At 63.1% G+C, this 23,948-nt stretch carries 19 protein-coding genes and 1 riboswitch; of the genes, 8 read left to right on the plus strand and 11 right to left on the minus strand.

Annotated elements, in window-relative coordinates; translation table 11 throughout:
- Positions 1 to 143: 143 nt before the first annotated feature.
- Together MTP16_RS03355 and MTP16_RS03360 are read right to left on the minus strand one after the other, a co-directional pair.
- A complete protein-coding gene (locus tag MTP16_RS03355) occupies positions 144 to 2,708 on the minus strand; it encodes an FdhF/YdeP family oxidoreductase (protein ID WP_243515951.1) in 2,565 nt (854 codons plus the stop codon).
- Positions 2,709 to 2,812: 104 nt separating this feature from the next.
- Positions 2,813 to 3,160 (minus strand): DUF7009 family protein, encoded by a 348-nt coding sequence (locus MTP16_RS03360; RefSeq protein WP_243515953.1) that lies wholly within the window; start codon positions 3,158 to 3,160, stop codon positions 2,813 to 2,815.
- A gap of 156 nt (positions 3,161 to 3,316) precedes the next feature.
- On the opposite strand from MTP16_RS03360, the gene MTP16_RS03365 reads away from it, so the two are divergent.
- The 4 genes from MTP16_RS03365 (at position 3,317) to MTP16_RS03380 (ending at position 10,511) form a co-directional block, all read left to right on the plus strand.
- Complete coding sequence (locus MTP16_RS03365; protein WP_243515954.1) at positions 3,317 to 4,072, plus strand: hypothetical protein; 756 nt, start codon at positions 3,317 to 3,319, stop codon at positions 4,070 to 4,072.
- A gap of 85 nt (positions 4,073 to 4,157) precedes the next feature.
- The gene (locus MTP16_RS03370; protein ID WP_243515956.1) at positions 4,158 to 6,914 is read left to right on the plus strand and encodes a TonB-dependent receptor; all 2,757 of its coding nucleotides are present in this window, start codon (positions 4,158 to 4,160) and stop codon (positions 6,912 to 6,914) included.
- A gap of 8 nt (positions 6,915 to 6,922) precedes the next feature.
- Positions 6,923 to 8,059, plus strand: a complete 1,137-nt coding sequence (locus MTP16_RS03375) for a DUF4249 domain-containing protein (protein WP_243515958.1) — start codon at positions 6,923 to 6,925, stop codon at positions 8,057 to 8,059.
- A gap of 49 nt (positions 8,060 to 8,108) precedes the next feature.
- A complete protein-coding gene (locus MTP16_RS03380; RefSeq protein ID WP_243515959.1) occupies positions 8,109 to 10,511 on the plus strand; it encodes a hypothetical protein in 2,403 nt (800 codons plus the stop codon).
- Here MTP16_RS03380 and fdhD read toward each other — a convergent pair.
- On the minus strand, positions 10,506 to 11,417 hold the full coding sequence (gene fdhD, locus MTP16_RS03385) for a formate dehydrogenase accessory sulfurtransferase FdhD (protein WP_243515961.1): 912 nt from the start codon (positions 11,415 to 11,417) through the stop codon (positions 10,506 to 10,508). The two genes, MTP16_RS03380 and fdhD, sit on opposite strands and share 6 nt — an antisense overlap.
- Positions 11,418 to 11,635: 218 nt before the next feature.
- Between fdhD and MTP16_RS03390 the strand changes: the two genes are divergently transcribed.
- Both MTP16_RS03390 and MTP16_RS03395 read left to right on the plus strand, forming a co-directional pair.
- Positions 11,636 to 12,943 carry a cation:dicarboxylate symporter family transporter gene (locus MTP16_RS03390; RefSeq protein WP_317244106.1) on the plus strand — a complete coding sequence of 436 codons (1,308 nt, stop codon included), beginning with the start codon at positions 11,636 to 11,638 and terminating at the stop codon, positions 12,941 to 12,943.
- A gap of 108 nt (positions 12,944 to 13,051) precedes the next feature.
- Positions 13,052 to 14,227 carry a putative sulfate/molybdate transporter gene (locus MTP16_RS03395; protein ID WP_243515965.1) on the plus strand — a complete coding sequence of 392 codons (1,176 nt, stop codon included), beginning with the start codon at positions 13,052 to 13,054 and terminating at the stop codon, positions 14,225 to 14,227.
- Between the two features lie 26 nt (positions 14,228 to 14,253).
- On the opposite strand, the gene MTP16_RS03400 is transcribed toward MTP16_RS03395, so the two are convergent.
- The 7 genes from MTP16_RS03400 to moaA form a co-directional block, all read right to left on the minus strand.
- Complete coding sequence (locus MTP16_RS03400) at positions 14,254 to 14,688, minus strand: acyl-CoA thioesterase (RefSeq protein ID WP_243515967.1); 435 nt, start codon at positions 14,686 to 14,688, stop codon at positions 14,254 to 14,256.
- Positions 14,689 to 14,834: 146 nt separating this feature from the next.
- Positions 14,835 to 15,059: riboswitch (cobalamin riboswitch) on the minus strand.
- 86 nt (positions 15,060 to 15,145) lie between these two features.
- Positions 15,146 to 15,937 (minus strand): SDR family oxidoreductase, encoded by a 792-nt coding sequence (locus MTP16_RS03405; RefSeq protein ID WP_243515970.1) that lies wholly within the window; start codon positions 15,935 to 15,937, stop codon positions 15,146 to 15,148.
- A gap of 4 nt (positions 15,938 to 15,941) precedes the next feature.
- Entirely contained in the window at positions 15,942 to 16,319 is a 378-nt protein-coding gene (locus MTP16_RS03410) for a cupin domain-containing protein (RefSeq protein WP_196285836.1), read from the minus strand.
- A 160-nt stretch (positions 16,320 to 16,479) separates the two neighbouring features.
- Complete coding sequence (locus tag MTP16_RS03415; protein WP_380287110.1) at positions 16,480 to 17,640, minus strand: MFS transporter; 1,161 nt, start codon at positions 17,638 to 17,640, stop codon at positions 16,480 to 16,482.
- A 177-nt stretch (positions 17,641 to 17,817) separates the two neighbouring features.
- Positions 17,818 to 20,343, minus strand: coding sequence for an ATP-binding protein (locus tag MTP16_RS03420; protein ID WP_243515973.1), 2,526 nt, complete (start codon positions 20,341 to 20,343; stop codon positions 17,818 to 17,820).
- 240 nt (positions 20,344 to 20,583) lie between these two features.
- Positions 20,584 to 21,375 (minus strand): alpha/beta hydrolase, encoded by a 792-nt coding sequence (locus MTP16_RS03425; protein ID WP_243515975.1) that lies wholly within the window; start codon positions 21,373 to 21,375, stop codon positions 20,584 to 20,586.
- 60 nt (positions 21,376 to 21,435) lie between these two features.
- Entirely contained in the window at positions 21,436 to 22,473 is a 1,038-nt protein-coding gene (gene moaA, locus MTP16_RS03430) for a GTP 3',8-cyclase MoaA (protein ID WP_243515977.1), read from the minus strand.
- A gap of 134 nt (positions 22,474 to 22,607) precedes the next feature.
- Between moaA and MTP16_RS03435 the strand changes: the two genes are divergently transcribed.
- Entirely contained in the window at positions 22,608 to 22,850 is a 243-nt protein-coding gene (locus MTP16_RS03435) for a MoaD/ThiS family protein (protein WP_243515979.1), read from the plus strand.
- A gap of 88 nt (positions 22,851 to 22,938) precedes the next feature.
- Positions 22,939 to 23,361 (plus strand): molybdenum cofactor biosynthesis protein MoaE, encoded by a 423-nt coding sequence (locus MTP16_RS03440; RefSeq protein WP_243515981.1) that lies wholly within the window; start codon positions 22,939 to 22,941, stop codon positions 23,359 to 23,361.
- Positions 23,362 to 23,474: 113 nt separating this feature from the next.
- Here MTP16_RS03440 and MTP16_RS03445 read toward each other — a convergent pair whose 3' ends face one another.
- Positions 23,475 to 23,942, minus strand: a complete 468-nt coding sequence (locus MTP16_RS03445) for an outer membrane beta-barrel protein (RefSeq protein ID WP_243515983.1) — start codon at positions 23,940 to 23,942, stop codon at positions 23,475 to 23,477.
- Positions 23,943 to 23,948: the final 6 nt, after the last annotated feature.

Raw genomic sequence — 23,948 nt, forward strand, 5'->3', positions numbered from 1 at the left:
GGCAATCCGTCCTGTTCTCAGCGACCAACCCATTAATGTGAAAAGCCCCGGCACTGCGCAGTGCCGGGGCTTTGTGGTAAAAGAGCGGGTTTGGTTTTGACAGGACGGATTGCCATGGGCTACGCCCTCGCAATGACAGACGCTTATGCCTGTTCCATAATCTTCTCCCGCTCCTTGATGCGCAGGTCGTTGTTGGCGGCGGTGGGTACCACCGTTACTACCACGTATTTTGAGGTGGGGGTGTTGCTCACTTTGGCCACGCTGCCAATGGGCACCAGCGGATTGGCCTCGGGGAAGTAAGCCGATACGTTGCCTTTCGGGATGTCGTAGGGCACGGCCACGAACTTCTCCACGCGGCGCTGCTCGCCTTTGTAGTGGCTGGTGATGTCGATAAGGTCCTTGGCCTTGAGGCCGCGGGCGGCCATGTCGGCCGGGTTCATGAACAGCACGCGGCGCTCGCCGTGGATGCCGCGGTACCGGTCGTTGTACTCGTAAATGGTGGTGTTGAACTGGTCGTGCGAGCGCACGGTCATCAGCACCAACTGGTCGGGTTCGAGGGGGTACTTCTCCAGCGTGGTTTTGCTGAAATTGGCCTTGCCGTTGTCGGTGGTGAATTTGCGCTCACGGGGGCCGTTGGGCAGGTAGAATCCTCCCGGCTTGCGCAGCTTCATGTTGTAGTCCTCAAAGCCGGGGATGACGCGGGCAATGTGGTCGCGGATAACGTCGTAGTTCTCCGTCATGGCCACCCAATCGGTCTTGGTTTTGCTGCCGAGCGTGGCAATGGCCATGCCGCAGATGATGGCCACTTCGCTGAGCTGGTCGCCCTCCACGGGCACCAGCACGCCCTTGTTCTGGCTCACCACGCCCATCGAGTTTTCGCAGCTGGTCATTTGGTGTCCAGCCTTTTGCATGTCGATGTCGGCGTGGGCGAAGGTGGGCAGCAGCAGGCTGGTTTCGCCCGTTACCAAGTGGCCGCGGTTGAGCTTGGTGCCCACATACACGGTCAGCTTCTGCTTGCGCATGGCTTCAGCTATCACTTCGGTATCGGGGCCGGCGGCCAACAGGTTGCCGCCCAGGCTGAAATACACCTTGGTGTGTCCCAGCCGCATGGCCTTGATGGACTCCACCACGTCGAATCCGTCTTTGGTGGGCGGCGTGAAGCCGAATTCCTTCTGCAAAGAGTCGAGAAACGATTTGGGCATGCGCTCCCAGATGCCCATGGTGCGGTCGCCCTGCACGTTGGAGTGGCCGCGCACCGGGCAGGTGCCCGCGCCGGGCTTACCGATGGCGCCCTTCATCAGCAGCAGGTTCACAATTTCCTTCACCGTTTCGACGCCCTGGCGCTGCTGCGTGATGCCCATGGCCCAGCACACGATGATTTTCTGCTTGCGGGCAATAATGTTGGCCGCCTCCAGCAGCTGCGCCCGCGAAATGCCGCTGATTTCCTCAATGTCCTCCCAGCTGGTATTGAGAATGTTCTGCTTGAATTCTTCAAAACCAGTCGTGAATTCTTTGACAAACGCGTGGTCGAGCACCTGGCCGGGGTTCAGGTCTTCGGCCTCGAACAGGTGCTTCATGATGCCGCGTAGCAGGGCCATGTCGCCGTCGATGCGCACCTGCAGGTACACGTCGGTTATTTGCGTGCCGCCCCCCACCAGCGCGCCCAGCGCTTTGAGCGGGTTCATGAAATCCTGCGGGTTGCGGAAGTGGTTGAGGCCGGCTTCAATCAGGGGGTTCACGCTGATGATTTTGGCGCCGTTCTGCTTCGCGATTTGCAGGGCCGAGAGCATGCGCGGGTGGTTGGTACCCGGGTTCTGGCCCATGATGATGAGCACCTCGGCCTCGTGAATGTCGTTGAGTGTGACCGAGCCCTTGCCCAGTCCGGTGGTGGGCGTGAGGCCCGAGCCGCTGCTCTCGTGGCACATGTTGGAGCAGTCGGGCAGGTTGTTGGTGCCAAACTCGCGGGCAAACAGTTGGAACAGGAAGGCCGGCTCGTTCGGCACCTTGCCCGAGGTGTAGAAAATGGCCTCCTCCGGCGACTTCATGGCGTTTAGCTCCCGGGCAATGATGTCGAACACATCGGGCCAAGCAATGCGCGAGTAGTGGTTGTCGCCGGGGCGCTTCACCAGCGGGTGCGTGAGGCGGCCGGCGTTGTTGAGGTCGCGGTCGGTCATGCGCGACAGTTCAGCCAAGCTGTGCTTGGCAAAGAACTCGGGGCCGGCGGCGCGGTGGTCGGAGTCGGAAGCGCTGGCCTTGGCGCCGTTCTCGCAGAACTCGGCCACCGAGCGGTGCTCATCCGGGTCGGGCCAGGCGCAGCTGGAGCAGTCGAAGCCGTCCTTCTGATTCATTTTCAGCAGGGCATGGGTGCCACGGGTCATGCCGCCTTCGGTCCAGCTAAACTGCATCGACTTGAGCACGGCCGTGACGCCGGCCGCAATTTTTTGGCGCTCCTCCAGCTGCAGGCCGGTGAGGGCTTCGGGCGGCTGGGCCAGCACAGGGTGTTCATACTTGGCGTTGGCCACGTCGGGGGCGGGAATATGGGCGTGCACGTGCGTACGGTTGGGGTCGGAGCGGTAATGGTTGGGCGCGGGGGCGCTGCCCTGGTCGGGCCGCTCGCCGCTTTTGGGGGCGTTGGCTTCGGCGCCCTGCTCGTGGGCGCGGCCGGCCTTGCTGGGGTCGTTTTGCGGGGAGTGCGGGGTATCAGGCATCTTGAAGGGTTGAGTTTTAAGTGTTGAATGTTGAATTCAAAAGGGCCGAATCTTAAGAGGCTGCCGGAGTACTCAACACCCAAAAATCAGCCCTCAACATTTCCTTAGTGCTTGCAGTCTAAATCCTTCTCTACCAGAATGCGCAGGTGCTGATTGTCGGCCAACGGCAAGTTGTGCGAAAAGCCGTTCTGGTCGGTTTCGAGCCAGGTTTTGGCCAGCTCGAAGGGCACCAGCACGGTGAGCGCGCCGGGCTCGTAGTGAATTTGCACCGGCTCCTCGTTGAGCATGGTTTGGGGGCGCTCGGAGCCGCGCTCCAGGGCGTAGGTCAGGCGTTGCTCGGGGCCGAGGCCGAAGTGCACGGCACCTTCCACGCGGCCTTGCTGGGCAAATTCGGCTAGCTCGCCCTCGGAGAGGCGCAGGCGCAGGGTGTCGTCTTCGATGCGGAGTTTCATGACAAGGTAGCTGTGAGGGAGGTGATGTTTAATGTAACGTAAGTGGGGATTGACCGTTGCCATCGGCTGTCTGCGGCAAATCCTGTACCTTAGGAGGCCATATTGCGTTGTACGGTCATCTTTTCCTTTCGGGGTGCGGTTGGCTTCTTCCTTCAAATGAAAAAAGGGCTTGCCTGCTGCCTCCTTGCTTTCCTGCTGCTGCCTAGCGCTAATGCCCGGGCGCAAACCAATGCGCTGCCCGACTCAGCACGAGCGTCCGCTTCGCTGCCTGCCGCTTTGTACCGGCATTACGCGGCCGACATGGGCTTCGAAACCCGCCTGTACAATGGCCCGGAACACGCCAACTACCTGGCTGGCAATATCCGCGGGCATCAGTACTTCGGCGCGGCCGACTCTCAAACGGGCTCGGTTTACTACAGTGGCGTGCTGTATCCGGAAGTGGAGTTGCGCTACGATTTGATGCGCGACCAAGTGGTCATCAAGGCCCCTGCCGACGATTACTACCTGCAGCTGGTTTCCGAAAGTCTGGCCCGGTTCACCATCGGCACGCATGCCTTTACGCGCGTAGTGGTGGCCGCCGATGAAGAGGCCCCGCTTCGAACCGGTTTTTACGAAGTGCTGGCCGATGGCCGGGCGCGCCTGCTGGCGGCGCGGCGCAAATCGGTCCAGCACCGTTCCACAGGCACCAGTATGCAAGACGAAGTGGAAGAACAGGTGTCCTACTTCATCAGCAAGGACGGCCATTATTACAAAGCCAGCAGCGCCAATTCGGTGCTGAAGCTATTTCCCGAGCAAAAAGCCGCCCTCCGCAAGTTCCTCAAAGCACAGCAGCTGGATTTCAGCACCGAAGGACGCGAACGAGCCTTGACGGAGCTGGTGCGCTACGCGGCGGCCACAGTGCCCCTGCCTTAGTGGGGCGCCGCCTCTCCAACCAGCTTGCTCTTTGCCCAAACGCCTGTCGCGCCTTAGCAGAATCTTTTCTACCTGTTTCGCCTGCATGAAAAAGCTTTACCGCTTCGTTGTTTTGATTGTGTGCTGCCTGAGCAGCCGATTGGGCTTGGCTCAGCAGGCCGAGCCGCTCATCAGCGGGAGCTTTCAGGACCTGAGCGTGGAGCAGTTGGCCAAGCAGCTGGAGGCCCGCAGCAGCTACCGCATTTATTTCGATTCGGCCGCGGTGCGGGGTGTGCGGGTGCGGGTAGAAGCCCGGGAGCAAACCGTGGCTTCGGTGCTGCGGCAGGCGCTTGAACCCACCGCGTTGCGGTTTTCGATGGACGCAGAAAACCACGTTTTCATCACCAAAGGCGGGAGCCTGCCGTTGGTGCTGCCCAGTGGCTTTTTTGAAAAGCCAGCGACGGCCGCGGTGGCCGATAGTGCGGCGGGCACGCGCCGGCCGGTGCCGGTGGCCGCCAGCCCGTCGCAGCTCTACGAAATTGGGCGGCCGGGCGCCGCACCGGCCAGCGGCCGGGCCACGCTGAGCGGGCACGTGCGCGCGGCCAAAACCGGCGGGCCGGTGGCGGGCGCCACGGTAGTAGTGGATGGCTCCGGCGTGGGGATGGCCACCGACGCGCAGGGGTATTACGCGCTGACGCTGCCCGTGGGGCCGCACGTGCTCAACATCCGGGGCATTGGCATCAAGAACACGCGGCGCCGCGTGCTGCTGCTGTCCGATGGCCAGCTCGACGTGCAGATGGAAGAAGACGTGGTGGTGCTGAAGGAAGTGGTGGTGGAGGCCGAGAAAACCAAGAACGTAACCGGCATGCAAATCGGGGTCGAGAAGCTCGACATCAAGACCATGCGGCAGGTGCCCACGGCTTTCGGCGAAACCGACGTGATGCGGGTGGTGCTGATGCTGCCGGGCGTGAAATCGGTGGGCGAAGGCAGCAACGGCATCAGCGTGCGCGGCGGCGGCACCGACCAGAACCTGATTCTGTTCAACGACGCCACCGTCTACAATCCGTCGCACTTGTTCGGCTTTTTCTCGGGCTTCAACCCCGCCATTCTCAAGTCGGTGGAGCTGTACAAAACCGGCATTCCGGCCAAGTACGGCGGGCGCCTGTCGTCGGTGCTCGACATCACCACCCGCGAGGGCAACAAGCAGAAAATCGCCGGGGCCGGTGGCATTGGCCTGCTCACCAGCCACCTCGCCCTAGAAGGCCCCATTGTGAAAGACAAAACCTCGTTTCTGCTGAGCGGGCGCACATCCTATTCCGACTGGCTGCTGGGCAAGCTGCCCAGCCGCACCCTGCGCGAAAGCACGGCGTCGTTCTACGACGTGAATGCGCAGGTCAACCACACGTTTGACGCGAATAACTCGCTTTCGGTCAACGCCTACCTCAGCCGCGACCGGTTTAAGTTCGGCTCCGACACCACGTACGCCTACCAGAACCGGAACGGGAGCGTGAAGTGGCGCCGCACCTTCAGCAGCCGGCTGTTTGGGGTGCTCACCGGCACTTACAGCCGCTACGATTACCAGATAGAAAGCGAGCGCAACCCCGTCAACGCCTCGGTGCTGCGCTTCGACATTGAGCAGGTGGGCGGCCAGGTCGATTTCAGCTATTTCCACAGCTCGGCGCACACGCTCGACTTTGGGGGCAGCACACTGCGCTACGGCATGTCGCCGGGCAGCTTGCGAGCCCGCGGCGACCAGTCGCTGGTGGTGCCGCAAACGCTGGCGCGCGAGCAAGCCCAGGAAAGTGCCCTCTACCTCTCGGACCGGTGGGACGTGACGGCGCGCTTTTCGGTGTACCTGGGGCTGCGCTACTCTTTTTACCAGGCGCTGGGCCCGCGCGACGTGTACCGCTACGAGGACGGCCGGCCGCTGAGCCCCACCACCGTGCTCGACACGATGCGCTACGGCGGTGGCAGCACCGTGGCCACCTACCACGGCCCCGAGTACCGGGCCTCGCTGAAGTACTCGCTCAACGACAACTCGTCGGTGAAAGCCGCCTACAACCGCACGCGCCAGTACATTCACCAACTCACCAACACGGCCTCCGTGTCGCCGACCGACACCTGGAAGCTGAGCGACGCCTACGTGCGCCCGCAGGTGGGCGACCAGGTGTCGGTCGGCTACTACCGGAATTTCAAATCCAACACCATTGAAACGTCGGTAGAAACCTATTACAAGGTGATGAGCGACTTCCTGGACTATAAAGGCGGCGCCAAGCTGCTGCTCAACCCCCACCTCGAAACCGACGTGGTGAGCGCCCGGGGCAAAGCGTATGGGGTGGAATTCTCGGTTCGCAAGACCGCGGGCAAGGTCAACGGCTGGCTGAACTACACCTACGCCCGCACCCTGGCGCAGGTGAACCCCGACAACCCGGCCGAGCGCATCAACGGCGGCGCCTACTACCCCAGCAACTACGACAAGCCCCACGAAGTGAACCTGGCCGGCAACTACCGCTTCAGCAAGCGCTTCAGCACGTCGGTCAATTTTAACTACAGCACGGGGCGGCCCATTACGCTGCCGCTGTCGAAGTACTACATCGACGGCACGGGCCGCGTGTATTATTCCGACCGCAACGCCTACCGCGTGCCCGACTACTACCGCGTGGACTTTTCGATAAACATTGAGGGCAACCACCGCATCAAGAAGCTGGCCCACAGCTCCTGGACGGTGGCCGTGTACAACGTAACCGGCCGCGCCAACCCGTATTCGGTTTATTTCAAGTCGGTGGCCGGGCAAATCAAGGGCTACCAGCTGTCCATTTTTGCGCAGCCCATTCCCACCGTTACCTACAACTTCAAATTTTGACCCGCCCTATGTTGCGCGCCTTGAAATACTGTGTGCTGGGGCTGTTGCTGAGCCTGACGGCCTGCGTGGAACCCTACGCGCCGCCGGTGATAAGCTCGCCCGCCCGCTACCTGGTGGTCGACGGCTTCATCAACCTGGGCGGCGTCACCGTTATCCGGCTGACGAGGAGCCAGAGCCTGGCGGCCAGCACCGTGTCGCCCTTCGAGCTAAAGGCCATGGTAAGCATCAAAGACGATGCCGGCGCCCTGTATCCCCTCACCGAACGACTGCCGGGCACCTACTCGTCCCAGCCTCTTACCTTGAGCGCCAACCGCCGCTACCAGCTGCAGATAAGCACGGCCACGGGCCGGCGCTACGCCTCCGACCTGGTGGTGGCCAAAGTGGCCCCGCCCATCGACAGCGTCACCTGGACCGCTGACAGCAAAGGGGTGCAGCTCTACGTGAGCTCGCACGACCCCACCAACGCCACCCGCTACTACCGCTGGCGGGGGCAGGAAACCTGGCAGTTCAACTCGGCTTTCCGGTCCGAGTACGAATACATCAACGGGACTATGCGGCCACGCATCGAGAATATCTACACGTGCTGGGCCACGGCTAATTCCACGTCCATCCTGCTGGGCAACACCCTCAGGCTGAGCAACGACGTGGTGGCCAAAGCTCCGCTTCACCTGCTGCCCCGCAACTCGTATAAGTTGCGCGTGAAGTACAGCCTGCTGGTGCAGCAGCTTGCCCAAACGGCCGAAGAATACACCTACTGGGAAATGCTGCAGAAGAACACCGAAAGCCTCGGCACGCTCTTCGACCCGCTGCCCACGCAGCTCACCGGCAACGTCCACTGCCTGGACGATGCCGACGAGCCCGTGCTGGGCTACGTGGGCGCCACGTCCGTGACCGAGAAGCGCCTCTTCATCGACCGGGCGCAGCTGCCCCTGGGCACACTCTACGAAACCGGCTACGAAAGCTGCATCTATCAGGACACGATTCCGGTGCGCCTGGTCAACGACATTTTTCGGAACCCCATCAACGTGCCCACCATTGCCCTGCTCGACGCACGCTTCAACCCCACCTTCTACCTGGCCGCGTCGCCCGACTGCGTCGACTGCCGTCGGCGAGGCACTAACGTGAAGCCAATTTTCTGGCGTTAAGCACTTTCACGAGCCGCGTTGCGCGGCCTTTTTCGCGCTCCTTTTTTCAATGGAATACTACCCGCTTCTGACGTATTGCCGACGGCGGGCGCGCTTGCTTGGCGCGGCCGCGGCTTGGCTGCTGAGCCTGGGTGCGGCCCGGGCTCAGCAGCCAGCCGACTCCCTGCTGCCGGCCATTGGCCCGCGCTTTGCCGCCTACAGCCAGCGCGTGCCCACCGAGAAGCTCTACCTGCACGTGGACCGGCCCAGCTACTTGAGCGGCGAAACCATGTGGTTCAATGCCTACACCGTAGCCGCCGCCCCCCACCGGCCCCTGGCGGCGAGCAAAGTGGCCTACGTGGAAGTGCTTGACCGCGAGAACGTGCCCGTGCTGCAAACCAAAATCGGGTTGGTGAATGCCACGGGGTGGGGGTCGTTGGTGCTGCCCGTTTCCCTGCCCTCAGGCCGCTACACGGTGCGTGCCTACACCCGCTGGATGCAGAACGGCGACCCCGAATTGTATTTTCATACCACCGTGGGCGTGGTGAACACCCACACGCAACCGGGCCTGCCGGCGGCCGGCCCGGCCGCCGCGCCCGATGCTCAATTTTTCCCCGAAGGCGGGCACCTCGTGCAAGGCCTGCTCAGCAAGGTGGGTTTTAAAGTCACGGACGGGGCCGGGCACGGCGTGGCGGCCACCGGCGTCGTGCTCGCCCCCAACGGCGCGCGCGTGGCGCAGTTTGCCACGCTGCGGCAGGGCCTGGGCAATTTTTCTTTCGTTCCGGCCAGCGCGGGCGGGGGGTACCGGGCCGAAATCAAGCTGGCCAACCGCCCGCCCATCTCCGTGAGCCTGCCCGTGGTGGAAACCCGGGGCTACGTGCTGCGCCTGGAAGATGCCAGCCCCGACCGGCTGCGGCTGGTGGTGCAGGCCACCGGCACCGGCGATGCAGAAGAGCGCCTCTTCCTGTTGGCGCACGCCGGGCAGCAGGTGGCGGTGGCGGCCACCGGCCAGCTCTTCGAGGGCAAAGCCATGTTCAGCGTGGCCAAGGCCGGGCTGGCCGATGGCGTCTCGCATTTCACGCTGTTCAACAGCCGCCGGCAGCCGGTGTGCGAGCGGCTGTATTTCCGGCCGCCGACCCAACTGCTCCGCCTCGCCCCCCAAACCGACAAGCCGCAATACGGCACCCGCGAAAAAGTGAGCCTGCGGCTAACGGTCCCTGGTCCGGCCAACTTGTCGGTGGCCGTGTACCAGCTCGATTCGCTCTCGGCCGCGGGTGGAACCGACGTTGCGCCCTACCTGTGGCTGACCTCGGAACTGCGGGGCGTGGTAGAAAACCCGGAATACTACGTGACAGGCCAAGGCCCTGACCGCGCCGAAGCCGCCGACAACCTCATGCTGACCCAGGGCTGGAGCCGCTTCAGGTGGGCCGACGTGCTGGCCCCCCGGCCCGAGCCGCTGCAGCACCTCCCCGAACTCAACGGCCATGTGGTGCGGGGCCGGGTGGTGCAGAGCGCCACCGGCGCGCCGGTGGCCAACGTGCCGGTGTACCTGACGGTGCCCGGCCGCCATTTTCAGCTTTATAATTCCGTGAGCCGGCCCGACGGCAGCATCCGCTTCGAACTGCCAGCCCTGCACGGCCCTACCCAGCTCATTGTGCAGCCCAATACCGAGCGCGATACCCTGTACCGCGTCGACCTGTTATCGCCGTTTTCCACGCGCTATGCGCAGCGGCCGGCGGCTTCGCTGCAGCTGCCGCCCGGCTGGGCAGCCAGCCTGCGCCGGCGCCATGTGCAGTCGGAAGTGCAGCTGCACTTCCAAAGCAAGCCACCGGTCTACCCCATTCCCCGCCCCGATACGGTGGCCTTCTATGGCAAGCCCGACGAGCGTTATTACCTCGACCAATTTACCCGGTTTAAGACCCTGGAAGAGGTGATGCGCGAATACGTGCCGGGTGTGATGGTGCGCACGCGCAAAGACGGCTTTCACTTCCTGGTGCTCGACCACAACGCGCGCAACGTGCTGGAAAGCCCGCTGGTGCTATTGGACGGAATGCCCGTTTTTGACACCAACAAAATCATGGCCATTGACCCCCTGAAAATCAAGCAGCTCGATGTCATCACGGCCCGCTATTTCCACGGCCCGCTCGTGTACAACGGCGTGGTGAGCTACACCACCTACAAAGGCGATTTAGGCGGGGCCGCGCCCGACCCCTACGCCCTGCTGCAGGACTACGAGGGGCTGCAGGCCCAGCGCGAGTTCTACGCGCCCCGCTACGACACCCCGCAGGCCGCCCAGAACCGCTTGCCTGACTTCCGTAATCTGCTTTACTGGAACCCCAACGCCAGTGGGGAGGAGCTCACGTTTTACACCTCCGACCAGGCCGGCAAATACCGGGTGGTGGTGCAGGGCCTTAGCCCCAACGGGGCGGCGGGAAGTGGCAGCTTCGATTTTGAGGTAAAACCGCCCCTATAGCGCCCCGGCAGCAGCGTCGACGAGCCCTTCGCCGGGGTTCTCCGCCAGCCGCCAGCCGTGGCTGTAGATGTTGAACCGCTCGTTGCGCACAAAGCCTAGCACCGTCATCCCGAAGCTCTCGGCGGCTTGCACCGCCAGGCTGCTGGGCGCCCCCACCGCCGCCAGAATGCCGATGCCCGCGGCGGCAGCTTTTTGCACCAATTCGAAGCTGACGCGGCCGCTCACCAGCAGCACGTGCTGGTGCAGCGGCAGCCACCCCGCCAGCAACGCGGCTCCTATTAACTTGTCCAGCGCGTTGTGGCGGCCCACGTCTTCGCGCAGCAGCAGCAGCTCGCCTTCCGGCGAAAACAGCGCGGAGGCGTGCTGCCCGCCGGTTTGCTCGAAGCCGGCCTGGGCGGCGCGCAGCTTCTCGGGCAGCTGGTGCACCACCTCGGCGCACAGGTACGGGCCGGCGGTGGGCAGCACCGGGCAGGAGGCGGTGCGCACGGCGTCGATGCTGGTTTTACCGCACACGCCGCAGCTCGAACTGGTGTAGAAATGCCGCTCTATCGCCTGAAAATCGACTTGCACGTGCGCGGCCAACTCGGCTCGCACCACGTTGCCGGCTTCTTCGGCCTTCTGCACATCGGGGCAGGGAATGACGCCGAGCAGGTCGGACTGGGCGTGAATCAGGCCTTCGGTGAGTAGAAAGCCGGCGGCCAGCTCCTCGTCGTGGCCGGGCGTGCGCATGGTCACGGACAGGGTGCGGTGCTCACGCTGGCCCTCGGCTTCGTAACCAACGCGGATTTCCAGCGGCTCCTCAGCGGCCAGCTGGTCGGAGGCGGACACGGGCGGGCCGGCGCCGCTTACTTTTTGAATGGTGACAAATTCGTAGCTGGCGGCGGGAAGCAGAATGGCGGGGTTCATGGGCGGGCGAAACAGAAATCTGGAACGTCATGCAGGGCGCAGCGAAGCATCTTGGCCGCTTTCAGTAAACCAATCGTCCAACGAAAGGATTAGCGGTGGCGGGCAAGATGCTTCGCTGCGCCCTGCATGACGTGCTTCCGAACGGACGTTCTTGGTGGCTTGACGTTCTTGCGAAACCATCCGCCTCCTTTCCCTCGCTCCTTCCGCTGCCCATGAAAATCAAGAAACTCACCCGCAACCTCACCTTCTGGGTACTGCTGGCCATTGTGGCGGGGGCGCTGCTGGGGCACCTTGCGCCCGCCAAGGCGGTGCAGATGGAGTCGCTGGGCAAGCGGTTCATCGACGTAGTGAAGCTGTTCATCAACCCGATTATTTTCCTCACCATCACGCTTGGCATCAGCACCATGGGCGATTTGAAGAAGGTGGGGCGCATTGGCGGCAAGGCGCTGCTGTACTTCGAAATCGTGACCACGCTGGCGCTGCTCATTGGGGTGGGCGTGGCGGCGCTGGTGCGGCCCGGCGCGGGCGTGAGCACCGGGCGGCTCGATACGGGAAAGGTAGACGAGTTCACCAAACGGGCCACGGAGTTTTCGTGGGGCCACTTTCTAGCCGATAACCTGACGCTGCAAGTTCTGCTTGTGGCCATTGTGCTCGGCATTACGCTCAGCAAGTACGCCGGCCGCAAGCCCATCATTCACTTTCTGAAAGAAGCCTCGAAATACGTTTTCCGCGGGCTGCACCTGGTGATGCTGCTGGCGCCCATTGGCGCGTTTGGGGGCATGGCGTTCACCATCGGCAAATACGGCATTGCCACGCTGCTGCCGCTGGGCAAGCTGATGGCGACGGTGTATCTGACCATGGGCGTGTTCGTGTTTCTGGTGCTCGGGGCCATTCTGCGCTCCTGCAACGTGGGCATGTGGTCTTTTCTGAAATACCTCAAGGCCGAGCTGCTGATTGTGCTGGGCACCTCGTCGTCGGAAGCCGGCCTGCCGGGCCTCATGGAAAAGCTGGAGCGCATGGGCTGCGCCCAGCCGGTGGTGGGGCTGGTGGTGCCCACGGGATATTCCTTCAACCTCGACGGCACTACCATTTACCTGTCGCTGTCGACTTTATTTCTGGCGCAGGTCTTTCACGTCGACCTCTCCGGCGCCCAGATTCTGACCATGATGGGCATTCTGATGGTGACCAGCAAGGGCGCGGCGGGCGTGGCGGGCAGCGGCTTTGTGGTGCTGGCCAGCACGCTCACGGCCATGAAGGTGATTCCGGTGGAAGGCCTGGCCCTGCTGCTGGGCGTCGACCGGTTTATGTCGGAGGCGCGCAGCATCACCAACTTCATTGGCAACGGCGTGGCCACCGTTTTCCTGGCTCACCACGAAGGCGCCCTCGACCACGAAATGGCCGTGGAGGCGCTGGGCAAGCGCCTCAAGCCGCTACGCTTCCGCCGGGGCTACACCAGCGGCGAATACCTGGGCGAGGCCGCCGAGCAGGCCAGCGAAATGGCGCGCCTGCTCAAAAACAGAAAGTAGAACGTGTACCCCGAAGCTCCGCTTCGGCCCAGCGGAATTGTTGAAAAACCTCCGCCGAACCGAAACGGAGCTTCGGGGTACACGTTCTAAAGCCGCACCTTTGCCCCGATGCAACCAACCCTCCCGCCCCCCGCCCCCACGCGCCCGCCCATCCGCTTCGACCGCAACGAGGTGGCCGGTGCCTTTGGCGACCTGGGCACCGACCTGCCGCTGCTCATCGGCGTCATCGCGGCTTCAGAAATCGACAGCGCGAGCGTGCTCATTCTGTTTGGGTTGATGCAGGTGCTCACCGGGCTGTGGTACCGCATGCCCATGCCCGTGCAGCCGCTCAAGGCGTTTGCGGCGCTGGTCATTGCCCAAAAGCTGCCGGGCAGGGTCATTTTTGGGGGCGGGCTGGCCATTGGCGTCAGCATGTTTTTCCTGTCCGTAACCGGGCTGATTGATGCGCTGGCGCGGTTGGTGCCCAAGGCGGTGGTGCGCGGCATTCAGTTTGGGCTGGCCCTGCAGTTGGCCACGCTGGCCCTCACCAAGTACGTGGGCGCCGACGGCGCGGCCGGCTACGCGCTAGCGGCGGCGTCCTTCGTGGTCACGGTGGTGCTGTTTGGCAACCGGCGCTGGCCGGCGGCGCTGGTGGTCATTGCCCTGGGCGTGGCCTATGCGCTGGTTTTCAAGCTCGATTTGGACACGGCCCGGAAAGCCGTGGGCCTGCATCTGCCCGCCTGGCACCTGCCCCAGCGGGCCGATATCCTCACCGGCGCCGTGCTGCTGGCGCTGCCCCAGATTCCGCTGTCGCTCGGCAACTCCATCCTCGCCACCAAGCAAGTGGCGCATGATTTATTTCCGGAGCGGGCGCCGCTCACCATCAAAAAAATCAGCTTTACCTATGCCCTAATGAACCTGGCGAATCCGTTTTTCGGCGGCTTTCCGGTGTGCCACGGCTCGGGCGGCATGGTGGGGCACTACGCGTTTGGGGCGCGCACGGGCGGCTCGGTGGTTATCTACGGCGGCATTTTCCTGGTGATGGGACTGTTTTTCAGCCAGGGCTTTGCCGATGTGGTGCAGATTTTTCCGCTGCCGGTGCTGGGGGTGCTGCTGCTGTTTGAGGCGCTATCGCTGGCCACGCTGCTGCGCGACGTGAGCAGCCAGCGCCCCGACCTGCTGGTGGCGCTGCTGGTGGGTCTGCTCTGCGCGGGGCTGCCCTACGGCTACCTTGTGGGGCTGGTGGTAGGCACGGCCATCTACTACGCCCAGCAGCGCGGCTGGGTGGGACTGGGGAAACACTAGCCGCCTTCCCAAGTCAGGAAGGCCGGCTACGGGGCCGCATAAGGCGCTGCCGGCGTTGGCTCCACGGCGGCTTCTTCGGGCAGGATGCGAACCGGCCGCTTGTGCTCATCCACGGCCACGAAGGTGAACAGGCCGGTTACGGCTTTGTGGCGGTCTTCGGAGTACATCTGCTCCACAAATAACTCGACGCGCACCTTGAGGCTGGTGCGGCCCACGTGCTCGATGCTGGCCACCAGCTCCACCAGCGAGCCGCCGGGAATGGGGTGCGTGAAATCGACCCGTTCGGACGAAACCGTCACCATTTTCAGGCGCGAGAAACGGGTGGCGGCGATGAAGGCCACTTCGTCCATGAGCAGCAGCGTGGTGCCGCCGAATAGCGTATCGTAATGGTTGGTGGTGTTCGGAAACACGGCTTTGAAGATGCGCGTTTCGGCGCGGGCAATGCGGTCGGCCAGGAGCATGAGGCAACGGGAGAAAAGGTGAGAAATGGCCTCCGTTTGCGCTCAAGCCCCCTATCCATAAGCCTGCCACCGGCCGCACGCTGCCCCGGCCACGCCCAAAGCGCAGCGGCACCGCACCGCCGATGCCAGCCCCATAGCGCGAGGGCAGCATCACTCGGCGGCCGGCAGGTCTCCTGACTTGTTTCGGGCTGGCCCCGCCCTTCTCGGCCTGCTTGCGCACGGCCAATGGGCATGAGTGGGGCCGCCTGCTCCGGCCCCTTGGCGGCCGGAAAACTCACAGTAGCGCGTCTGTTCGGGAGTTGCACCCGATTCCCTTTTAATCTTTACCCCGGCCGAAGCCCGGGTGAAAAACCGTCCGCTGATTGAAGGAATTCAAACCGAGAACCAACGGGGCGAAGGTACGGCGCGGGCGGAGTAATAAGTGGTGAATACCATTTCGCCTGTCATCCTGAGCATTCTACAGCAGCCCGCGAATCCAGCCGCCGTCCACCGGAATGGAGGTGCCGGTGATGTAGCTGGCCCGCTCCGAGCACAGAAACGCGGCCAGCGCGGCAAACTCCCGCGGCTCGCCCAGCCGTCGCATTGGAATCTGGTTTTCCCAGCGCGCCGTAGCATCGGCGGCCGAAATGCCTTCTTTGGCGGCCGTGGCATCGGCTAGCCCCACTACCCGCTCGGTGCGCGTGTAGCCGGGCAGGATGTTATTCACCGTGATGCCTTCGGCGGCTACTTCGGTGGCAAGGGTGCGGGCCATGCCGGTCACGGCCGCGCGCAGGCTGTTGGAGAGCATCAGGTTTTCCACCGGCTGCTTCACCGAGATGGAGGTGATGTTCAGGATGCGGCCCCAGCCACGTGCCTTCATGCCGGGTAGCACGGCGCGCGTCAGCTCCACCACGCTCGTGAGGAGCAGCTGCGTGGCAGCCTGCCACTGGTCAGCGTTCAGCGTATCGAAGGTGCCGGCGGGTGGACCGCCGGCGTTGGTTACGAGGATGTCGATGCGGCCGAAGCGCGCCTGTGCAGCCTGCATCAGGCGGGCTACGTCGGCGGGGTTGGCCACATCGGCCACCAGGCCCAGTACTGGCACGCCGGCGCTTTGCTCAATGGCCGCGCAGGTTTCGCGCAGGGCTTCTTCGCCCCGCGCGCAGAGCACCAGCGAGGCCCCTTCGGCGGCCAACTCTTCGGCCACGGCGCGGCCCAGGCCCTTGCTGGAGGCGGCCACCAGGGCCACTTTGCCTTTCAGTCCGAGGTCCATGGGCTTATTTCTGGCGCAGGTAGTCGTCCGATTTGTCGAGCCAGTCCTGGCGGGGCGGGCTGAAGATATCCACGTCCAGCGTGTCTTCGAGGGCTTCGGCCTTGTGGGGCACGTTGCCGGGGATGTGCAGCACTTCGCCCACGCCTACCACAATGGGCTCGGCATCTTCGGAGCCAATCCAGAAGCGCAGCGCGCCTTCCAGAATGTAGGTTATCTGCTCATTCTCATGTTGGTGCAGGGGCACGATGCAGCCTTTCTTGAGGTAGACGTGGGCCAGCATCATCTTGTCGCCGGTGATGAGGCGACGCGAGAGCTGCTCGGTCACCTGCTCCTTGGGCATGGCGTCCCAGGTGTATTTGGTGGCGGTGGGGTTTTCGGGCATTGAATTAGGCGTAAGGCTGTGGGCTGATTAGTAGACCGGTCATGCTGAGCGCAGTCGAAGCATCTCTACCGCGCAAGTAACCTAAATGTTAGAATTACTGGTGCGGCAGAGATGCTTCGACTGCGCTCAGCATGACCGGTCTTTTTCATTTCCTACTTTCCTACACCCGCACCCGGCCCGCTACCGCCGACACGCACAGCCCCATGAAGGCAATGAAGGCGAACGACACGCGCAAGCTCGTGGCCCCGGCCACAAACCCGATAATGGGCGGCCCCAGCAGAAAGCCGAAGAAACCGATGGTGGACACCGCCGCCAGCGCCATGCCCGCCGACATGTGCGTGGACCGGCCCGCCGCCGAGTACACCAACGGGACCACTGCCGACGTGCCAAAGCCCACCAGCAAAAAGCCCAGCAGCGCCGCCGGCAGCACCGGCAGCAGCACCGCAATGCTGAGCCCCGTGGCCGTGAGCAACCCGCAGAGCTGAATCACGCGCTTCGGGCCGAGGCGCGCCGCCAGCCAGTCGGCCCCGAAGCGCCCGGCCGCCATGGTGCTCATGAAAGCCGTGTAGCCCGCCCCCACCCAGGCTTTATCGGCCTGGATGACTTTCTTGAAGTACACCCCGCTCCAATCGAACATGGCCCCCTCGCAAATGAGCGCGCAGAAGGCAATGGCCCCCAGCCCCAGCAGCTCTTTATCGGGCCGCACAAAAATGGGCTGGTCGGGGTCGACGCCGCTGTCCTGACGCACGGTGTAGCCGGCGCTTACCACCAGCCCGGTCAGAATAAACAGCGCGATGCCCACAAAGTGCAGGCCCGGCGGCACCGCGTGCCCAATCATAAACGAGCCAATGGCTGCCCCCACGAAGCCTGCCAGGCTCCACAGCCCGTGAAAGGAGCCCATGATGGGCTTGTGCTCGTACAGCCGCTCTACCCCCACGGCCTGCGTATTCACCGAGATATTGGTCAGGTTGCCACCCACGCCAAACAGTATCAGGCAGGGCACCAGTTGGTAGAGGTTCTGGGCCCAGCCCAGGCCCAGCAGCGCCGCGGCGTAGAGCACCACGCTGCCCAGTATCACCCGGCGGCTGCCGTGCCTGGCCACCAGCCAGCCGGCCAGCGGCAGCGTGAGCAGCTGCCCCAGCGGTATGGCCAGCAGCACGCCGCCCAACCCGGCCTCCGAAATGCCCATGCGCTGCTGAATGCTCGGAATGCGCGAGGCCCAGGTGGCAAAGCATAAGCCTAACAAAAAGAACAAAGCGCCCACGGCCACGCGGTGGGCTTGGCGCGAAATCGTGCGCGCCGGAGAAATCACTGAAACCATATTGTTTGCCGCCCACCGCCGCGCCGAAGTGCCGCGTCCCGCACGTTGTTTGCCGTAAAAGTAAGTTTGCCAAACGCCCGCGGCGCTCGGGAAGTTTTCTCCGACGCCCATTATTGAACAGCAAAAGGCCCGGCGCACTTAAAGTGCGCCGGGCCAAAAGTCGACCTTCCGTCCTGCTTAGGCGTTGGTGTCGAGCGTAATCTGCGTCACCACATCGCGCAGCAGCAGGGTAATGGAATCAACCAGCGGCTGCAGGGCTTCGGCCTGGAACGGGCCTTCCCACTGGTCGAGCGCCTCCACGGGCGGCAGCACGTGCAGGGCGTGCAGGTGCTCCACGCTGGGCTTGAGCGTGTGGGCCGTGGTTTTCAGCAGCTTGATGTCGCCTTCCTGCATGCCGCGGCTCAGGTTTTGGGTGGCTTCCTCGCAGCTTTCCACAAAAGTTTCGAGCATAAAGGCCACAAATTCCTGGTCGCCTTGGCCTGCCACCAGCAAATCGGCAATGGAGTAGAGCTTTACCTCTGCCGCTACCGGCGGGGCTGCCGGCGGGGCCAGCAGCTCGGGCGCATCAGCCAGGCTGGGAAACGGAGCCAGCTCAGGCTCTAGGGCGGGCAGGGGCATGGTCAGGGTCCAGTCGCCCACCACGCGCAGCAACTCTTCCTCTTTGAAGGGCTTGGCCAGGTAGCCGTTCATGCCGGCCGAGAGGCACTTCTCGCGCTCGCCTTTCACGGCGTTGGCGGTGAGGGCCACAATGGGCGTGGCCAGCCCCAGCTGCTGGCGCAGCAGCGCGGTGGCCGCGTAGCCGTCCATCACCGGCATCTGAATGTCCATCAGAATCAGGTCGAAGCGCGTGTGCTGGGCCAGCTCCACGGCCATGGCGCCGTGCTCGGCTTCCGTCACCTGCACGTGGGCGTGGCTGAGGAAGGTTTTGGCAATCTGGCGGTTGAAGCGGTTGTCTTCTACCAGCAGCACCTGCTTGTTGCGCAGGTACTGTATGGTTGGGCTATTGGGCGGCAGCACCACTTTGGGCGTCAGGTCCTCGGCCGTGCCCGTGGGCAGGCGCAGGGCAAAGGTCATGGTGGTGCCCTTGTTGCGCTCGCTCTGCAGCTGCACGTCGCTGCCCATCAGCTTCACCAGGTTGCGGCAGATGCTCAGGCCCAGGCCCGTGCCGCCAAACTTGCGCGTCACCGACGAATCCTGCTGGCTGAACTCGCTGAAAATGTGCTGCACAAACTCCGGCTCGATGCCGATGCCCGTATCGGCCACCCGGAACACCACTTCGCCGATGCCGCCGTCGGCGTCGGGCTGGAAGTCGCAGGTGATGGCCACGTAGCCCGTTTCGGTGAACTTGATGGCGTTGCCAGCCAGGTTCAGTAGCACCTGCCGGATGCGGTAGGGGTCGCCGAGCAGCACGCGGGGCACGGCCGGCGCCACCCGTGTGAGTAGGCGCAGGCCCTTTTCTTCGGCCTTATAGTGCAGGGTTTGCTCAATCTCGGCCAGCAGGTGGGTGGGCGTGAAGCCGACTTGCTCCAGCGCCATCTTGCCGGCTTCCAGCTTCGAAAGGTCCAGAATGTCGTTGATAATCACCAGCAAGTGCTCGGCCGACGTGCTGATGGCCTGGCGGTAGCTGTCCTGGTCGGGGGCCAGCTCGGTTTTGGCCAGCAGCTGGCTCATGCCCAAGATGGCGTTCATGGGTGTGCGGATTTCGTGGCTCATGTTGGCCAGGAAAATCTCGCGGGCCCGCACGGCACTCTCGGCCGCCAGCTTGGCGTGGCGCAGGGCCCGCTCGGTGGCCACCCGCTCCGTGATGTCGAGACCATAGGCCACCAGCATGCGCGGCGAGCCATCGGGGTGAAACACGGGCTGCAGGCAGCGGAACTGGTGCCGCAGGCCCTCAGGCCGGTCAAAGGTTTCTTCAAACGTCACCAGCCGGCGCTCGCGGAAGGCCTCGCGCAGGCGTTCCTGGCGCTCCTCGGCCAGCGTCAGCGGGTAACCGTATTGCGCGCAGTACTCAAAATTGTCTTTGCCAATCACCCATTCGCGCTTCACGGGGTCTTTGATACCGCTTTGATTCACAAACAGGTAGCGGCCATTGGGGTCGAACACGCCAATGTCGCTGGGAATGTGGTTGAGCGTGAACTCGAAGAACTCGCGCTGCTCTTCCAGCTTCTGCTCAGCCCGCCGGCGCTTGGTGATGTCGGTGCCCGTGCCCACCACCATGCGCACGGCCCCGTCGGGGCCCAGCACCGGCACGTAGTAGCGCAGCAGTTGGCACGGGCCATCGGGCGTTTGCAAGGTTTCCTCCCACTTGGCTTCGACGCCCGTGTCAATTACTTGCTGTAGCAGCCGCTGCCGGGTGGCCCCGATTTCGGGCGCCACCCCCCGGCGCTCGCAGTATTCGGCGTTGGTCTTGCCGATTACCCACTGCCGCATTTCGGGGTTGCTAAAGGCCTTGGCGTTGACCGCCTGGAAACGCTGCTCGGTGTCAAACACGGCCACGTTCACCTTCAGGTGGTCGAGCGCGGTTTGGTAGAATTCTTTTTGGTCGGCCAGCCGCTGCTCGGCGCAGCGCAATGCTGCCTGCGCTTCGGCCAAAGCCTGGCGCAGCTGAGCCACCTGCCCGTTTTCCTGGGCAAACTCGGCGGGCAGCAAGGTTTGGCCTTCGCTTATTAATGGCCGAAGGGTAGAATTGTAAAAATCAGTCATAGAATATAATTACGACCTTGTATAGCACTAGCAAATATACGGTAATACCCTATGCTAACACTCTTATTGTCTACTTATTAAAATAAATAAAATTGCACTTTTATTTTTAAAATTATAAAACGCATTTAACCCAATGTGCAATAGAACGGGGTTAACTACAAGAAAGCCTAAGGCTTGTGAAAGACTTACGGGGCTGTGGATATTTCCGGATTTAAGCTGGTTTTTTGCGCGATTTTCCACTCACAGCAAAGCCGACAGTTCCCGCTGATACGCGGCGTTGTCGGTCATGCCATTGTGACCCGCGCCGGGCAGCAGCACCAACCGGTCGGTGGGTTTAAGCAGCGCTTTCAGTCGGAGCGACGACTGGTGGTATATGACCTCATCCCGGTCGCCGTGAAACAGCACGATGGGGGCTTTGACCTGAGTTATCAACTCATTGGTAGGCAATGGGTAGCGCACCAGGAAACCCGGCACAAACGGATACAGCCGCGCCGCCAGGTCGCGCATGCTGAAATAGGGCGCCTGCAGAATCAGCAGCTTCGGGTGCTGCTGGGCGGCCAGCCAGGTGGCCGGGCCCGTGCCCACGGAGTAACCCAGCACCACCGTGCGGCTTTCGGGGTATTCGGGCAGCAGCTGTTGGTAGGCCGTCTGCACGTCGCGGAGCAGCTGGGCTTGGCTGCTGATGGCGCCCTCGCTTTTGCCGTAGCCGCGGTAGTCTAGGAAGAACACATCGTAGCCCAGGCGGGTGTAAACGGGCGCGGCCTCGGCCCAGCTGCTCACGTCGCCGCCGTTGCCATGCAGGTAAAACACCAGGCCCTTGGAATGGGGCGCGTGGAATAGCAGGCCGTGCAGGCGGGTGTCGTCGGCCATTTTGAACCACCGCTCCTCGAAGCTGCCCGGATAGCGAAACCGGTGGTCGGCCGGCAGTCGGCTGGGGAAAAACAGCAGCTTTTCCTGCTTGAAATAAAGTACGGCGCACAGCAGCACGTACAGCCCGGCCAGCACGCTCAGAATAATCAAAACAACTTTCATAGCACCAGGGCCGGCTATAAGGCCGCGAGCCCGGCGGCAAGGTAAAGCAGCCGAGGCGGCCTAGCCGCCAATGGTGGCCATGCTCTCGAAGCTGAGTTGGTGCAGGGGCCGCTGCCGCTCGGCCTCGAAGCCGTTGGCGGCGCGGTGGCGGAAAGCGGCCGACAGGGCCGCCACGATTTCCTCGTCGGTTTTGCCGCCGCGCAGCAGGGCCCGGGTATCGAGCACGCCCTGGTCGTAGAGGCAGGTTTTGATGCCGCCTTCAGCGGTGAGGCGCAGGCGGTTGCAGGTGCCGCAGAAGGTGCGCGAGTAGGCCGCGATGATGCCCACTGTGCCCTGGTGCCCGGCAATGGTGTACTCCGAAGCAGTGGCACCGGCGGCCATGCGCACCGGCGTGAGGTCGCCAAAGTGCGCCTCCAGATGCTGTCGAATGCGGACGTGGTTCCAAGGCAGGGAGGCGGGGCCGGCCTCGTGGCTGCCGCCGTTGAAGGGCATTTCCTCGATGAAGCGCACGTCCACGGGCAGGTCGCGGCTGAGGGCAGCCAAGGGCACGAGGGCGTCGATGTTCTGGCCGTCCATCACCACGGCGTTGATTTTCACCTGAATGCCGGCATCAAGCAGGGCGTAAAAGGTTTCCAGCACCTTGGGAAGCTCGTCGCGCCGCGTGATTTGGAAGAACCGCTCGCGGTTCAGCGTGTCGAGGCTGAGGTTCACGGCCTTCACGCCCAGGCGGGCCAGGGCGGGCACGTGCGGCGCGGTGAGCACACCGTTGGTGGTCAGGCTTATATCGTCAATGCCGGGTAGCTCGGCCAGGCGCTCCATGAAGGGCACGAGGTCGCGCCGCACAAAGGGCTCGCCGCCGGTGAGGCGCACTTTGCGCACGCCCAGCCCGGCCAGCAGGCCCGTGAGGCGCAGCATCTCTTCGTAGCTCAGCAGCTCGTGCTTGGGCATGTACTTGATGCCTTCTTCGGGCATGCAGTAGAAGCAGCGCAGGTTGCAGCGGTCCGTCACGGCCAGGCGCAGGTATTCCAGCGGGCGGCCGTGCTGGTCGTAAAGCGGCGTGCGGGCCGGGGCGGCGGAAGCGAGGAGAGATGGAAGCACGTTTATCACCAATTTTGCCGGGCTGTACGTAAGACTGCCGGCCTGTGGTAAACCCCGGACGCCGGGCCGGTGTTCAGGCCACAGCCCAAAGTGCCGCCTGCGGCTGATTTTCGCCCAAGTTTACGTCGAAAGATATGTCCTTAAAAGTCGCTCTCTTCGGCATCACCCGCGACATCGTGGGTACGTCCGTCATCGAATTGCCGGCTCCCGCTCCAGCCACCGTGGGCGAGCTGCTGGCCGAAATGCGCCGCCAGTACCCCGCGCTCGGCGAGCTGCGCAGCTGCGCCGTGGCCGTCAACAACGAATACGCCAACGCCGACCAGCCGCTGCACACCGTGGACGAAATTGCCTTGATTCCGCCCGTGGCCGGCGGCTGATTTTTTAGTATTCAGTAGTCAGTATAGAGTAGTTAGACAATTGCTCTTGCCCGATACTCACTACCCAATACTTCCTACTTGACACTCCATGACCCCTACCCTTTCCATCACCGACCAGCCCATCGACATTGCTGCCGCCCTCGCCGCGGTGCAAACCGACGCGGCCGGGGCGGTCAATTCTTTTATTGGCACGGTGCGCAACCAGTCGGGCGGCCGGCCGGTGCGCCGCCTGCACTACGAGTCCTACGACAGCATGGCCCTCACGCAGCTGGGCCACGTGGTGGCACAGGCCTACGAAAAGTGGCCCATGCTGCAGGAAGTGGCCGTGGTGCACCGCAAAGGCACGCTTGAGCTGGGCGACGTGGCCGTGGTGGTGGCCGTGGCCACCCCGCACCGCGCCGAAAGCTTCGCCGCCTGCCAGTTCATCATCGACACGCTGAAGCAGGTGGTGACCATCTGGAAGCGCGAGGAATACGAGGACGGCACGGAGTGGGTGGCGGCGCACCCGTAAACTATTCGTCATGCTGAACGCAGTGAAGCACCTTATCACGCCAGAACCAACCGTTCCAGCGTGATAAGGTGCTTCACTGCGTTCAGCATGACAGGCGTTGGTGAGTGTGCTGCTTACTTCGCCGGAATCAGGTAGCCCAGCGACAATTGGAACGCCGAGTGGCGGGCGTTTTTCAGGTCGCCGTTGAAGTAGGTGCCGTTGTCGGACTTCACAAAGTCGCTGAAGGCGCCGGTGTAACGCAGGTTCAGGCTCAGGCCGTTATCGGCCTGGTAGCCGATGCCGGCCAGGTAGCCCAGCTCGTTGCGGTTGAGGCCGCTCACGTCGCGCTTGTTCTGGGATTCCGTGGTAGTGGGCGTGCCGTTCAGGGCCGAGGTGGTGGTGACTTTCGTCTCGTCGTTGGCGCTGATGAGGTAGGAATACTGCGGGCCGGCCTCGGCAATGAAGCCACCGGCATTGATTTTCAGGAGCACCGGCACGTCGAGGTAGTTATAATTTACCTGGCCTTCGCGCTTCTGCTTGGTACCGAGAAGGTTGGTGTATTCAGCAGGCTTGTTTTCGAAGCCTTTTTGCGAATACAGCACTTCGGG

The sequence above is a fragment of the Hymenobacter monticola genome (genome assembly GCF_022811645.1).
GTDB lineage: Bacteria > Bacteroidota > Bacteroidia > Cytophagales > Hymenobacteraceae > Hymenobacter > Hymenobacter monticola.

Coding starts and splice junctions, on each gene's coding strand:
- MTP16_RS03380 (WP_243515959.1), top strand. CDS start 8,109: ATGGAATACTACCCGCTTCTGACGTATTGCCGACGGCGGGCGCGCTTG.
- MTP16_RS03370 (WP_243515956.1), top strand. CDS start 4,158: ATGAAAAAGCTTTACCGCTTCGTTGTTTTGATTGTGTGCTGCCTGAGC.
- MTP16_RS03435 (WP_243515979.1), top strand. CDS start 22,608: ATGTCCTTAAAAGTCGCTCTCTTCGGCATCACCCGCGACATCGTGGGT.
- fdhD (WP_243515961.1), bottom strand. CDS start 11,417: ATGAACCCCGCCATTCTGCTTCCCGCCGCCAGCTACGAATTTGTCACC.
- MTP16_RS03405 (WP_243515970.1), bottom strand. CDS start 15,937: ATGGACCTCGGACTGAAAGGCAAAGTGGCCCTGGTGGCCGCCTCCAGC.
- MTP16_RS03440 (WP_243515981.1), top strand. CDS start 22,939: ATGACCCCTACCCTTTCCATCACCGACCAGCCCATCGACATTGCTGCC.
- MTP16_RS03365 (WP_243515954.1), top strand. CDS start 3,317: ATGAAAAAAGGGCTTGCCTGCTGCCTCCTTGCTTTCCTGCTGCTGCCT.
- MTP16_RS03375 (WP_243515958.1), top strand. CDS start 6,923: ATGTTGCGCGCCTTGAAATACTGTGTGCTGGGGCTGTTGCTGAGCCTG.
- MTP16_RS03415 (WP_380287110.1), bottom strand. CDS start 17,640: ATGGTTTCAGTGATTTCTCCGGCGCGCACGATTTCGCGCCAAGCCCAC.
- MTP16_RS03395 (WP_243515965.1), top strand. CDS start 13,052: ATGCAACCAACCCTCCCGCCCCCCGCCCCCACGCGCCCGCCCATCCGC.
- MTP16_RS03410 (WP_196285836.1), bottom strand. CDS start 16,319: ATGCCCGAAAACCCCACCGCCACCAAATACACCTGGGACGCCATGCCC.
- MTP16_RS03420 (WP_243515973.1), bottom strand. CDS start 20,343: ATGACTGATTTTTACAATTCTACCCTTCGGCCATTAATAAGCGAAGGC.
- MTP16_RS03425 (WP_243515975.1), bottom strand. CDS start 21,375: ATGAAAGTTGTTTTGATTATTCTGAGCGTGCTGGCCGGGCTGTACGTG.
- MTP16_RS03360 (WP_243515953.1), bottom strand. CDS start 3,160: ATGAAACTCCGCATCGAAGACGACACCCTGCGCCTGCGCCTCTCCGAG.
- MTP16_RS03400 (WP_243515967.1), bottom strand. CDS start 14,688: ATGCTCCTGGCCGACCGCATTGCCCGCGCCGAAACGCGCATCTTCAAA.
- MTP16_RS03355 (WP_243515951.1), bottom strand. CDS start 2,708: ATGCCTGATACCCCGCACTCCCCGCAAAACGACCCCAGCAAGGCCGGC.